Origin of the sequence: Erythrobacter crassostreae, assembly GCF_019204045.1 — a bacterium.
Taxonomy (GTDB): Bacteria; Pseudomonadota; Alphaproteobacteria; order Sphingomonadales; family Sphingomonadaceae; genus Erythrobacter; species Erythrobacter crassostreae.
The window spans coordinates 1018768-1031395 of sequence record NZ_JAGSPC010000001.1 but is presented as its reverse complement, the minus strand read 5'-3'; the positions used below and the strand labels follow the sequence as shown (position 1 = coordinate 1031395).

The 12628-nt window shown below is 57.8% G+C and carries 11 protein-coding genes; 6 read left to right on the top strand and 5 right to left on the bottom strand.

The window, feature by feature from the left end; translation table 11 throughout:
• Positions 1–29 precede the first annotated feature (29 nt).
• Both msrA and KCG46_RS05185 read left to right on the top strand, forming a co-directional pair.
• Positions 30–575 carry a peptide-methionine (S)-S-oxide reductase MsrA gene (msrA, locus tag KCG46_RS05190; protein ID WP_218404229.1) on the top strand — a complete coding sequence of 182 codons (546 nt, stop codon included), beginning with the start codon at positions 30–32 and terminating at the stop codon, positions 573–575.
• A gap of 25 nt (positions 576–600) precedes the next feature.
• The gene (locus KCG46_RS05185) at positions 601–1422 is read left to right on the top strand and encodes a hypothetical protein (RefSeq protein WP_218404228.1); all 822 of its coding nucleotides are present in this window, start codon (positions 601–603) and stop codon (positions 1420–1422) included.
• Here KCG46_RS05185 and KCG46_RS05180 read toward each other — a convergent pair.
• The gene (locus tag KCG46_RS05180; RefSeq protein WP_218404227.1) at positions 1419–2666 is read right to left on the bottom strand and encodes an RsmB/NOP family class I SAM-dependent RNA methyltransferase; all 1248 of its coding nucleotides are present in this window, start codon (positions 2664–2666) and stop codon (positions 1419–1421) included. The genes KCG46_RS05185 and KCG46_RS05180 overlap by 4 nt on opposite strands.
• Before the next feature lie 75 nt (positions 2667–2741).
• On the opposite strand from KCG46_RS05180, the gene KCG46_RS05175 reads away from it, so the two are divergent.
• Positions 2742–2912, top strand: a complete 171-nt coding sequence (locus KCG46_RS05175) for a DUF1674 domain-containing protein (RefSeq protein WP_218404226.1) — start codon at positions 2742–2744, stop codon at positions 2910–2912.
• Here the strand turns inward: KCG46_RS05175 and KCG46_RS05170 are convergent.
• The 4 genes from KCG46_RS05170 to KCG46_RS05155 all read right to left on the bottom strand — a co-directional run bounded on the left by KCG46_RS05170 (position 2909) and on the right by KCG46_RS05155 (position 8695).
• Entirely contained in the window at positions 2909–4309 is a 1401-nt protein-coding gene (locus KCG46_RS05170; RefSeq protein WP_218404225.1) for a cytochrome P450, read from the bottom strand. The two genes, KCG46_RS05175 and KCG46_RS05170, sit on opposite strands and share 4 nt — an antisense overlap.
• A 57-nt stretch (positions 4310–4366) precedes the next feature.
• Positions 4367–5401, bottom strand: coding sequence for a ferrochelatase (hemH, locus tag KCG46_RS05165; protein ID WP_218404224.1), 1035 nt, complete (start codon positions 5399–5401; stop codon positions 4367–4369).
• Positions 5402–5478: 77 nt separating this feature from the next.
• Positions 5479–7752, bottom strand: coding sequence for a molybdopterin cofactor-binding domain-containing protein (locus tag KCG46_RS05160; RefSeq protein ID WP_218404223.1), 2274 nt, complete (start codon positions 7750–7752; stop codon positions 5479–5481).
• Between the two features lie 4 nt (positions 7753–7756).
• Complete coding sequence (locus tag KCG46_RS05155) at positions 7757–8695, bottom strand: Mrp/NBP35 family ATP-binding protein (protein WP_218405317.1); 939 nt, start codon at positions 8693–8695, stop codon at positions 7757–7759.
• Positions 8696–8877: 182 nt separating this feature from the next.
• On the opposite strand from KCG46_RS05155, the gene hflK reads away from it, so the two are divergent.
• The 3 genes from hflK to KCG46_RS05140 all read left to right on the top strand — a co-directional run bounded on the left by hflK (position 8878) and on the right by KCG46_RS05140 (position 12568).
• Positions 8878–10011, top strand: a complete 1134-nt coding sequence (gene hflK, locus KCG46_RS05150; RefSeq protein ID WP_255551770.1) for a protease modulator HflK — start codon at positions 8878–8880, stop codon at positions 10009–10011.
• 2 nt (positions 10012–10013) lie between these two features.
• The gene (locus KCG46_RS05145) at positions 10014–10862 is read left to right on the top strand and encodes an SPFH domain-containing protein (protein ID WP_218404222.1); all 849 of its coding nucleotides are present in this window, start codon (positions 10014–10016) and stop codon (positions 10860–10862) included.
• A 170-nt stretch (positions 10863–11032) separates the two neighbouring features.
• Positions 11033–12568, top strand: a complete 1536-nt coding sequence (locus KCG46_RS05140; RefSeq protein ID WP_218404221.1) for a Do family serine endopeptidase — start codon at positions 11033–11035, stop codon at positions 12566–12568.
• The last annotated feature ends 60 nt before the right edge of the window (positions 12569–12628 follow it).

Here is a 12628-nt window from a genome sequence, read left to right as displayed (position 1 = left end):
GTCATTCATCGAATAGGAGACATGAAGACATGGAACAGGCAATCATTGCAGGCGGATGCTTCTGGTGCACCGAAGCGGTGTTCAAAGATGTGATCGGCGTGACTGAAGTCGAAAGCGGCTACATCGGCGGCGATAAAGCTGACCCGACCTACAAAGAAGTCTGCACCGGGACCACCGGCCACGCAGAGGGTATCCGCGTTACCTTTGATCCTGCGGCGATCAACCTGCCTGAAATCTACGACGTGTTTCTGGGGACGCATGATCCGACCCAGTTGAACCGTCAGGGCGGCGATGTCGGTACGCAATACCGTTCTGCCATCTTCCCGCTTTCCTCTGCACAAGGCGAAGAAGCCGAAGCTGCGATTGGGCGTTGGAACGCCGAAAATGGCAAGATGGCAGTCACGACGATCGAAGGCCTAGTGGGCGATGCGCAGTCCAAGCCATGGTATCCGGCGGAGGATTATCATCAGGAATATTGGGAAGGCGAAGGCCAGCGCAATCCCTATTGTCAGGCGGTGATCCCTCCCAAGATCATGAAGCTGCGCAAGAGCTTCCAGAAATATGTGAAGGCTTAGCGCTCCGGCGGCATGAGGAGCGGCAATGGCTCGGCAATTCAGCAGGTCGTATACCAGCGGTCACGATGTCCGTGCGGACGGATCAGTCGCTTTCGACTGTTCGCAAGACACGGATGCATGGCCGTGGCTCACTCTTGGCCCACGCCATCCAATCACTATTCAGGCACAGAATTTCTGGACCAGCGTCGGCGCGATTATGGCCCTAGGCGGTATGGAGGAAGGCCAATGGTCGGCGCTGACATGGACCGAATGGACCTGCGGCAGCATGGATGCCGGAATGGCCACACGCGGCCTCTATAAACGCGAAACGTCCGGCGACGGCGAGCACTATGCTGTCACTCTTTACGACAAAGACGACCGTATCATCGCCGATATGCGAGGCCGCGGTGTCGTCTTTCGCAATCGCAATTTCGAAGAATGGCGCGGTAAGGCCAAATCGCAGGCCCAATCGCAATCGGTGAAACACTCCATTGAGTTTGCCCAGCGCGCACGGCTGGGTATCGGTCCGCAAGAACACGCCTTGGTCAGCTCGCTTCAGGTTGAAGACAATCAATATGTCGATGCACTGATCACACCAGAAAACGGGCTTCCGCCCGCCAATCCGATGCTAGGCGGATCCGGTGATCACGTGAATTCGGTTCATATGATCGAGGTCGCGCGTCAGGCGCTTTGCCTCCTGACAGATGATCCCAATGTTGCGGTGACAGGCGGCGAAATGGAGCTAAACCGCTATGTTGAATTGGGCACACCGTTTCGGTTGGACGTACGCGAGCACGGCGAAGTCGAGACCGTGTTGACGCTCAACCAGTTGGGCAAAGCCTGCGCGAAGCTAACCTTACGCCGTTAGGGCTTTCGCCACCGCGCGATAAAGAATCCGTCGAGACCGCCTTGATCCGCCAGCATGCCGGGATGCGTGCGCAGCCAGCCTTCCATTGTCGGTAGCAAGCCGGCGGGCAGTTCATCCGCTGCGATTGGCATCGGCTCCAGATCGAACGTTTCCTCGATCCAACGCGCCTGATCCTCGCTCTCTTCGGTTTCGAGCGAGCACACCGCGTAAATGAACGTTGCGCCGCTCGGCAGCCATTCGACCGCTTGATGGATCAGTGATTGCTGGATCTCGGTCATCTCGCCAATCTGGCGCGGGCCAATCCGGTGCAGCACATCGGGATGACGGCGGCAGGTACCGGTTGCAGTACAAGGCGCATCAAGCAGGATTGCGTCGAATTGCTTGGCGGGATGATAAGTTAGCGCATCCGCCTTCACAATCTCGGCTTCGATCCCTGTCCGCTTCAGATTTTCGCGCAGCATCTCAAGCCGTTTGCCGTTGATGTCGAGCGCGGTGACCGTCCAGCCACGCGCCGCGAGCGACAGCGTCTTTCCGCCCGGCGCCGCGCACAAGTCTAGCGCCCGTTTACCCGTCCCACTGCCAAGCAAACGTGATGGCAATTGTGCGGCAAAATCCTGCACCCACCACGCGCCTTCATCAAAGCCGGGCATTTTCTCAATCGGTGTGCCTCGCGGCAATCGGATATGGCCCGCAGCAAGGCTGACCCCGCCCATATCCAGCGTGCGGGCGTCGGTTTCGTCCGGGTTTTTCAGCGCGAGATCAACCTCCGGCGGATCGATAAGACCGGGCGCAATTGCCTCGGCGCGCTTACCCCAGCGGGTCAGCACCGCGTCGCTCATGGTCGGCACGTCGGGCAGCGACACTTCGCGTTTCATCAAAGTCGAAAATACGCCATGCGCGAGCCTGCGAGGGCCGCCGGTCAGCAACGGCAGGCATGTCGCGATCACTGCATGCGGCGGTGTGTCGAGGCGCAGCGCCTGCGCCAGCATAAGTCGGAGAACGCCGCGCGGCTTGGCATCATCGGGCAGGCGTTTCTTGGTTGAACTGTCGATCAACAGGTCAAGATCAGTGAGCCATCGCAAGGTCTCGCCAACGATAGCGCGCGCCAATGCGCGGTCTGCGGGGCTATCAACGCCTTTCAGTGCAGCAGCCTCTGCCTGTTCGAGTGTCTCGCCCCGACGCATGACAGCATCGAGCATTTTGAGCGCAGCGCGGCGCGCGGGAAAACCAGGAGCAACAGCCATGTCAGGTGCTCATAGAGATATTGAAGCGGGGCGCCAGTTGAAACCAACCACCGGCCCGCGCATTAATAGGGTGACATGACAAAACAGAAATCAGAAGCCGCCAAGAACTTTGAAAAGCCCGCGCATTGGACAAATGATCCGCCGCCAAAGCCGAAAGCGGTCGATCCGCTAAAGGATGAACCGCGCGAGCTATCCCCCACCCGCTATGGCGATTGGGAACGTGAAGGCATCGCCTGGGATTTTTAGATTTTTCTGAAATTCACCTTCAACCCGTCTTTGGGCTGAGGGATCGGCCAAGCCTGCCATTCGGGATCATAACCTTCGCTGATTTCGATCCGGTAGCGCTGCAATATCTGCACCATCAGGACTTTGATCTGCATATAGGCAAAGTGCAGACCGAGACACATATGCGCGCCGCCGCCAAACGGCACCCAAGCATATTTGTGACGTGCCTTCACCAGATCAGGCGTAAAGCGCATCGGATCGAATGCTTGCGGATTGTCCCAATACTCTTCCGAGTAATGGGTCCAGTGGATGTTGATGCCCACCATCTGACCAGCGGGGATTTTATACCCGCCAAATTCAAATTCTTTGAGCGCGCGGCGCGGCATCGATGGAACCGGTGGCACCATCCGTAGCGATTCTTTGAACGCCATTTCAGTCAGTTCAAGCTTGCCGAGGTCATCATAGTCGAGCCCTCGCGCATTGCCGGAGCCATCAGGTCCGCCGGTCACTGCGAGAATTTCCTCGCGAAGCTTCTCTTGCCACTGCGGGTTCGCCGCAAGGTGATAGATAAGCGAGGTTGCGCTCGACGTAATAGTGTCATGCGCGGCCATCATGAGGAAATTCATGTGGTCGACCACTTCGTCGACCGGCAATAGCGAACCATCGTCTCGCGTCGCGGTCGCAAACTGGCTGAACATATCCTGCCCGCCGCCTTGCTCGCGCCGTTTCTGCGTTTCGGTCGTAAAGTAATCGACCAGAAATTTACGCCCGTCGACCCCGCGCTTCATTTTTGTGAACGGCAATGGCTTACGCACCGGCGCAACCGAAGCCTGCACCATGTCAACGAAGGCAGTGTTTATCTTATCAGCCTCTGGCCCCCAAGGAATGCCGATGAAACTGTCAGCCGCAAGATCGAGCGTAAGTTTCTTGATAGCCGGATAGAATTCCATCGGCCCTTCCCAACCCGCCACTTCGCGGGCGATCCCGCTATTCAGTGCGCCCGCATAGTGCCGCATCGGGCCAGGTTTGAAAGCGATCGAAAGCGCGCGTCGATCAATCCGGTGATGATCGAAATCCATCAGCATCAGACCGCGCGGGAACAATTGATCCAGCACCGGTCCCCAGCCCTGCTCGCTGGAGAAAATCTTCTCTTTGTTAAACAGCACCAGCTCGTTGGCCTCTGCGCCGATCAGCGCAACGTTCCAACCACCAAAGGCGTAGGTTTTGTAGACCTTGCCGTAAGTCTCGATCATGCGCTGTGTGAACGCATGCGGATCAGCCAGCTGCGTGAATGTGTTGCCGATAACCGGCCAACCCGCTTCGCCCGGAATATGCGCGATAGCTTCTTCAGGGGGAACCCCCTCGCTCCAATGGTCGAAGGTCGGTTCTGCGGAGTCAGTTTTTGCGAGCGTAGCCATAACAATAGGGGTCCGTATCCAGTTCGGATTTACAACTGATTTACGGCAAATGCTGAATCAAATCCAGCCAGAAAGCTCTCGGCGGATCATAGTATCAAGCATCTCCACTCCGCTGGCGCTGACATTAAGGCAATCGAGCACCGCATATTCTTCCCCGCCCGCCTCGACAAATTCGTCGCGGCCTTCCAGCGCAAGTTCTTCAAGCGTCTCGACACAATCGGCCGCGAAACCGGGCGCTGCGACGACAAGGCGTTTGGTGCCCTTTTCGCCTTCCGCGATCAAAGTGTCGTCCGTTGCCGGTTCCAGCCATTGCGCAGGACCAAAGCGGGATTGAAACGTGGTTTCAAACCGCACGCCTTCAAATTCGGAGCGATTTGCCAGCCGTTCCTGCAAGAGCCGCGACGTTTTATGGCAATGGCAATGATAGGGATCACCTTGCTCCAACGTCCGCTGCGGCATTCCGTGAAAGCTAAGCAGCATGACTTCGGGCCGGAAAGACAGTCCACTGACTTGGCGCGACAGATCATTTGCCAGAGCATCCAGATAGGCTGGATCGTCGTGATAAGGCGGTGCAAAGCGAAGAGCGGGTTGCCAGCGCATTTCGCCAAGCACGCGCGCAACCTCATCAAAAACAGTGGCTGTAGTCGCAGCACAATATTGCGGATACATCGGTGCGATCAAAATCCGGTCGCAGCCTTTTTCCGTCAGCTCGCCGAGACGCTGTTCAATCGAAGGTGAGCCGTACCGCATGGCGTAATCCACCAAGATGTTCTCGCCCAGATCGCCGGCAATCGCTTCGGCCTGGCGCGCGGTGATATCGGCCAGCGGCGATCCCCGCTCGGTCCAAATCTTCGTGTAAGCCACGGAGCTTTTCTTGGGCCGCGTGTTCAAAATGATCCCGCGCAGGATCGGCTGCCAAGCGATCTTCGGAATTTCAATGACCCGCGGATCAGACAGAAACTGCTTGAGGTATTTCTTTACCGATTTGGGATCGGGGCCATCCGGCGTTCCGAGATTGACGAGCAAAACACCTATCGTCCCGCTTTTGACAGGAGGATGGTCATTGGGAAGGCGTTGGGTCTGCCAAGTCATGGTGGGAGTAACGCCTCAGGGGCGGTCTGTATCCTTCACGAATAAAATATCCGGCCCACTAAAGGGCACGGCAAAATTCAGATCCCGCCTGAAAGTAGGGGCAGGCGTCTCAATCTCAAGCCTGTGGCAGAAAACAGCGCATTGGCAATGGCTGGCGGAGCCACAACTGTACCCAATTCCCCCGGATCGGCGGGCGCGGCTGAACTGGCGATAATTTCTATATCGATATCGGGACAATCGGACAACGCAGGCAGACCCAAATCTGCATAGTCAAAACTTTCCGGCAATCCGGCACGGAAACGGATGGCATTGCCAAGCGCGAGACCAATGCCAAAAATCAGGCCGCCTTCAATTTGTTGGCGCGCAATATCCGCGTTGATGACTCGGCCCATATCAACCGCAACCGAAAGCCGCGTCACCCTAACGCCTCCTTCGCCTTGCCTTGCGGTTGCAACGCAGGCGATCCGTCCGCCTGTGGTAGCATCGCCAATCCGGTGGCAGGCCAAACCTTGCCCGCTCTGATCTGTGCCGCCGTTCCATTCGGCCATTTGCGCGGCTTTCTGGAGACAAGCGGCCATGCGGATATCATCGCCGAGCATCGCCATCCGGTAAGACAACGCCTCGCGGCCATTTTCCTGCACGATCTCGTCGATAAAGCTCTCAATTGCGAACGCGGTGTATGTGTTTGCGTTGCCCCGCGCCCGGCCGACAGGAAGACCGATCTCAACTGGTATGTGATCAACGACCAGGCTGGGTAGGCGATAAGGCGGAATGGCGCCTTCGCATGCCAACGGATCCTTCTTGCCAGCGCTTTCGCGCACAGCCGCCGATGGCGTCAGATTGCTAAACAGCCGCTCTCCAAATTCATGAGCGGCGGGCGGGCATGCAATGCGCAAACGCAGCGCATCAACATTGGCATCACCGCCCTGCGATAATTGCGCACCGATCAAAACGTAGGCTGGGTTGCGAGGGCGGTTCAAAACCATCTCTTCGCGCCGCGGCCAGGTAAGTTGGACGGGACGACCCAGTTCCTTTGCAACCGTGGCAATTTCAATCGCCTGATCATGCTCAAGCCGGGCATCAAAGCTGCCTCCAGCGGGCATGGGGTACAGCGCCACATCCTCCACCGCGATGCCAATCGCTTTCGCCGCGGCAATACGCGCCTGCTCTGGTGCCTGGCTGGCGATCCACAATTCCAGCCGACCGTCTTCATAGCGCGCGGCGGCACATGCTGTCTCAAGCGGCGCAGCAGGGGCTGGTTCCACTTCATAGCGGCGCGCCATATCCACACGGGTCATCGCGTCTTCGCCAAACCCGGTTTCCGCAATACGAAAAGACGCGCCGCCATCAACCATCGTATCCAGACGCGCGGCGATATCGTCGCTGGAGACCGGAAACGCGGCTTTGAATTGCGGTTTCATCGCCTCAATCGCTTTTTGCGCGCTCCACCAAGTCGTTGCCGCCACCGCGAGCCAATTTTTAGACTTTACCGCACCCACAACGCCGCTGATATTTTGAGCCGGAGCTGCATCAAATCCGGTCAACTCCGCGCCGTCATTTGCCCCGTGCCGGATTGCGGCGAACACCATTCCGGGCAGGCGGATATCACCTGCAAATTGGTACGAACCATCAACTTTCGAAGGGAGATCGATGCGCGGATATTCCGGCGGAGCATCTGCAATGTCCGCAGGTGACTCGGCAGCTGGCACCTCTGGTCGCAAGGGCGGCGGATCTGGCGGAGATTGCTCTGCCGCGCCCGCCGCGAGTTCGCCAAATGTGGCGCGGTTCTCGCCCAGCGAGACAATGCCGCCTTCAACCTGACATTCCTCCCACGACGCATCCCAACGCGATGCGGCTTCTTGCGCTAGCATAGCCCGCGCAGCCGCAGCAGCCGCGCGGCAAGGGGCTTCGTAAGCTGCAATGGAGGTGCCATCTGCAGTCGCGCTGAACCGGCTGGAAGCAGCAAAGCGTTCGACCAGCATTGCGTCGGTTGCCTCGGACAGACCAGCCGCAAGGGGATCCCACATCGCCATCCATTTTTCGGCGAGGGGAATGTTCGGATAGGTGCCTGAAATCGGCGCAGGCTCGATTGCGATCTGCCGCCAGTCCGCGCCGAGTTCTTGCGCAACGATTTGCGGCAAAAGCGTCGTGATCCCCTGCCCCATCTCGATCTGCGGCACGGCGACGGTGACCACGCCATCTTCGGCAATCTTGAGCCAAGCATCGAAGACATGCTCCCCGCGCGCTGCAGTAAGCGGGTTGGGATAGCTGCGAGGCATCAGATACCACGCGACAAGCAAGCCGCCGCCTGCTGCCGCACCAGTGATCATTCCCCGCCGCGTTATCTGCATCGGATCAGTATTCCTCACCGCACAACCAAGCGGCAATCCGCTGTGCGATCGCGGTGAACGGCAACGCGCCTTCACCATCGCCCGCAGCAGGCGGCTTTCCAGCATCGCCGCTTATTCGGGTTTCTATTCTCAAAGGCACACGGCCCAGGAAGGGGATTTCAAGCGCGGCAGCGAATTTTTCAACGCCGCCCTGCCCAAATGGATCACTCACTTCGCCGCAGCTCGGGCATTCATAGCCAGCCATATTCTCGACCAAGCCGATGATGGGGATTTCGCCTTGCTCGAACAGCTGCCCGGCGCGGGCTGCGTCCATCAATGCGAGGTCTTGCGGTGTGGAAACAAGCACGGCGCCATCAGGCTTGCTGTCGGACATCATGGATATCTGCACGTCGCCAGTCCCCGGCGGCAAATCGATCAGAAGCAAATCGGTATCGCCCCAATCGGCCTCCACCAATTGTCCCAGCGCCTTGCCCGCCATCGGGCCGCGCCATGCAAGCGCTTTACCCGGCGCAACAATATGCCCCATCGAAAGCACTTTGACGCCGTGCGGGCTATCAAGCGCGATCAGTTTTTCGCCGCGCGCTTCGGGTTTCTGATTCTCCGTCGCGAGCAATTTCGGCTGGGATGGGCCGTAAATGTCTCCGTCAATCACGCCAACTTTGTGGCCCAAACGCGCCAAGGCGACAGCGATATTGGTGGTGAGCGTGGATTTACCCACACCGCCCTTACCCGATCCGATCGCGATGATCCGTATGCGTTTGCGCTCTGCGACCAGAGCCACGCGAACTTCATCAACGCCGTCCAGATCTTTTAGAGCATTGCGATATGCCACTTCGAGAACTTCGCGTTCTTCGGGGCGCATATCGCCTGCGTCAGCGACAATGATTGCCCGGCCATTCGCAAGGCGCGCCGATTGAACGCGGTGCTCAATATTCTCGGGCATTGCACCGCGCAAACGCGCGTCGATCGCCTCTGGAGTTTCACTTTGTGTCATTGAGAAACGCCTCTAACACCAAAATCACTGCGCCAACCCTGTTTTTCGCCAGCCACCCCCTGTTTTTCCCAAGAACGCGTTCCTATAAGAGAGTTATGCAGATTTTTGATCGGTTGAAAGAGCGCTTTGGAATGTCCGGAACCGGACTCGCCATGGCTGGTAAGAACCCTTGGGGCGGCTCAGGCAAGAAAGGCGATGGCGAATCGTCTTCAGGTGACGGTTCGGAAGGCGGAGGCTCAGACGGCCCGCGCAATCCGTGGCTGCCCGGCGGAGGGTCCGGCGACGGAAAACGTCGCTCTGCCAGTATTGAGGATATTTTCAAAAACCGAGGTCCCGAGGGACCGAACCGCGGTGGCCCTGGCGGCCCGAATTTTCAGATGCCGACACGCCCTGGCGGCGGCAGTTGGCTTCCGATCATCATCGTCGCCATCGTTCTGGTTGGTTTGCTGTTTTCCTCCATGCATTTCATTCAACCGGGTGAGCGCGGTGTCGTGAAAACGCTGGGTAGCTACAGCCGTACCGTCGATGCCGGTCTGAAATGGACCGCACCGTGGCCAATCGAAACAATTGACATCGAAGACGTTGAAGGCGTGCGCGCGGTCAACATTCCTGCCTCGGGCGATAGTGCCAAGCTTATCCTGACTGGCGACCAAAACCTGGTCGATCTCAGTTACATCGTGCGTTGGCGGATAAACGACCTGCGTGATTTCAAATTCCAGCTTGCCGAACCGATTGATACAGTCGGTGAAGTGGCCGAAGCAGCGATGCGCGCTACGGTTGCTGAGAAAACTCTGGATGCGACCTTCACCGGTACAGGCCGCGCAGAAATTCAACAGGCTGTTCGCGAGAGAATGCAGGAAACGCTCGATTCCTATCGCGCTGGCATCCAAATCATCGGTGTCGAAATTGCGAAAGCTGACCCGCCAAGCGAAGTCGTCGATGCATTCCGCGATGTCTCTGTGGCGGAGCAAAATGCCGACGCAGCCCGAAACCTGGCGCGCGGCTATGCGCAGCAGACAATCGCTGGCGCAGAGGGTGAAGCCGAAGCGTTTGACAAGGTTTACGAGCAATATCGCCTCGCCCCGGAAGTCACGCGCCAGCGTCTTTATTACGAGACCATGGAGCGAGTTTTGGGTCAAACCGACAAGACCATTGTCGAGGCAGAAGGCGTGACACCATATCTGCCGCTTCCCGAAATTCGTCGCAGGGCGACACCGCCAGCGCCGATTACCGCGCAAGCGCAACCTAATGAGGAGGGGCAATAACCATGGAAAACCTATGGAATAATTATCGCTGGTTGCTGATCCTAGTCGCCGTTGCCCTCATCGGTACTTCGATGAGTGTTTATATCGTCGAAGAAGAAGAGCAGGTTGTCGTGATCCGCGCGGGTAATCCCGTATATGTTGCGAACCGCCCGGGCAGCGATTGGAACGCTGGTCCCTATCTGCGAATCCCGATCGTCGACACACTGCGCGTCATCGAGAAGCGCGTCCTTGATCTGGAAATGACAGATGAGGAAGTTCTTTCAAACGATCAGCAGCGGCTGCTGGTGAATGCATATGCACGGTTCCAGATCGTCGATCCCATCCGGATGGTCGAGCGCGCCGGTACGACAGAAGGGGTGCGGGTCGCGCTTGAACCGATCCTCAACTCTGCGGTGCGTCAGGAATTGGGTCGCCGTACCTTTGCAGCCATGCTGACAGCCGAGCGCGGCAATGCTCTGGCCAATGTCAGCGCCAACCTCGATCGCGAAGCTCGCCAATATGGTGCGAGGGTGATTGATGTGCAGATCAAACGCACTGACCTGCCATCTGGCCGTCCGCTTGAATCGGCTTTCCAACGGATGGAATCGGATCGTGAGCGTGAGGCCCGAACCATTCGTGCGCAGGGTACTCGCGATGCGCGTATTATTCGCGCCGAGGCGGACGCCGAAGCAGCGCGGATTTTTGCCAATGCATTTGGCAAGGATGCCGGGTTCTACGATTTCTACCGCGCGATGCAGAGTTACGACGAGACTTTCCGCAAGGCACGTGAAGGCGAAGACGGGCGCGGTGAAAGCTCAATCATTCTTTCACCTGATAACGAGTATCTTCAGCAATTCCGGGGACGCCGCTAATCCGGGGCGATCCGACGAACGGTTGACGGAAAGCTACCGACTACAAGCGTGTTCAATCGCGGTTAAGTGCGTCCCCGCTCAATTGGGATGCGTAGTTTAGGATAGAGCTTGAGCTTGGAACGTCCCGATAAAGCCGGGCGTTTCGGGCACTGAAAAAGGAATAAGAGGACGTGAAAAACGTGCGGTATGTATATGGACTGACGAGCGCCCTGTTGGTTGGAGGGGCAGCTGTTTCGCTGGTCACCGGTCAACCTGCTGGCGCGCAAGTGGCACAGAACGATACGAGCGTGATGAACAACGTGGTACCGCGCGCCGGTGCCCCTGCGAGCTTCGCGGATCTGACCGAGCAACTGCAACCTGCCGTGGTCAACATCGCCACCCGCCAGCGTGTAGAAGTGCAAAGCCGTAACCCGTTTCAGGGCACGCCTTTCGCTGAATTGTTCAACCGTCGTCGCGGTCAGTCCGAACAGCCGCAAACACGCGAAGCCCAGTCACTCGGCAGCGGTTTCATTATTTCGGCAGACGGTTACGTCGTAACCAACAATCACGTTGTCACGCCTAACAATCGCGCGACGCTTGAAGAAATCACTGTCACCATGCCTGACGGCACGGAATACGAAGCCGAGTTGATCGGCGCGGACGCACAATCCGATCTCGCAGTGCTGAAAATCAAATCGAACACGACTTTCCCGTTTGTAAAATTCGGCAACTCAGCCGAAACACGTGTGGGTGAGTGGGTTGTGGCGATTGGTAATCCGTTCGGCCTTGGCGGCACGGTAACCAGCGGGATTGTTTCAGCGGTGTATCGCAACACTGGCCAAGGCGGCGCGTATGACCGCTATATCCAGACCGACGCCAGCATCAACCGCGGCAATTCGGGCGGTCCACTATTCGACATGCAAGGCAATGTCATCGGCATCAACAACGCGATCTTTTCGCCATCAGGCGGCAGTGTCGGCATCGGTTTTGCGATCCCGTCCGAGATTGCGGCGCCCATCGTTGATCAGTTGAAAGAAGGTCAGGAGATCGAGCGCGGTTTCCTTGGTGTTGGACTCAACCCGATGACCGATGATTTTGCTGATTCGCTTGGCCTGCCAGCCAATCGCGGTGAGATTGTTCAGAACGTCCAAGATGACAGTGCCGCTGACAAGGCTGGCCTGCGCGCCGGAGATATCGTTACCAAGATAAATGGCCGCAACGTGACGAGTGAACAGACAGTTTCTTACCTTGTCGCCAATCTTGCGCCTGGCACTCAGGTGCCGATCGAAATTCTACGTGACGGCCAGACAATCGCTGTCACCGCGGTCCTTGGAAAGCGGCCGAGCGAAGAAGAGCTGATCCAGCAGCAGCAAACATTCGATCCGGATTCCGAAGAGCCGATGAGCCCGGATGAGACGGATGAGACCATCGCTGAAAAGCTGGGCTTGTCGGTTCTGGAGATGACACCTGCTATCGCCCGTTCGCTCCGTATTGATGAAGATACGGTCGCGCTGGTCATTGATCAGGTTGACCCCAATTCGGATGCTGGCCGCAAAGGCCTGCGCCGCGGCGATCAGCTTCTCACGGTCAACAATGCGCCGCTTTCGACTATCGAGCAGCTACGCAGTGCGATCGCCGATGCAGAAGCAAATGACCGCGAAGCTCTGCTGTTCCGCATCCAGCGGCGCGGCCAGCCGCCGCGCTTTTTGCCGGTGCGTCTCCGCTAGACTAGAAATACGCCACGACACAAAAAAGGGCGCTGCGGTTTAATGCCGCAGCGCCCTTTT

Coding starts and splice junctions, on each gene's coding strand:
- msrA (WP_218404229.1), top strand. CDS start 30: ATGGAACAGGCAATCATTGCAGGCGGATGCTTCTGGTGCACCGAAGCG.
- KCG46_RS05185 (WP_218404228.1), top strand. CDS start 601: ATGGCTCGGCAATTCAGCAGGTCGTATACCAGCGGTCACGATGTCCGT.
- KCG46_RS05180 (WP_218404227.1), bottom strand. CDS start 2,666: ATGGCTGTTGCTCCTGGTTTTCCCGCGCGCCGCGCTGCGCTCAAAATG.
- KCG46_RS05175 (WP_218404226.1), top strand. CDS start 2,742: ATGACAAAACAGAAATCAGAAGCCGCCAAGAACTTTGAAAAGCCCGCG.
- KCG46_RS05170 (WP_218404225.1), bottom strand. CDS start 4,309: ATGGCTACGCTCGCAAAAACTGACTCCGCAGAACCGACCTTCGACCAT.
- hemH (WP_218404224.1), bottom strand. CDS start 5,401: ATGACTTGGCAGACCCAACGCCTTCCCAATGACCATCCTCCTGTCAAA.
- KCG46_RS05160 (WP_218404223.1), bottom strand. CDS start 7,752: ATGCAGATAACGCGGCGGGGAATGATCACTGGTGCGGCAGCAGGCGGC.
- KCG46_RS05155 (WP_218405317.1), bottom strand. CDS start 8,695: ATGCCCGAGAATATTGAGCACCGCGTTCAATCGGCGCGCCTTGCGAAT.
- hflK (WP_255551770.1), top strand. CDS start 8,878: ATGTCCGGAACCGGACTCGCCATGGCTGGTAAGAACCCTTGGGGCGGC.
- KCG46_RS05145 (WP_218404222.1), top strand. CDS start 10,014: ATGGAAAACCTATGGAATAATTATCGCTGGTTGCTGATCCTAGTCGCC.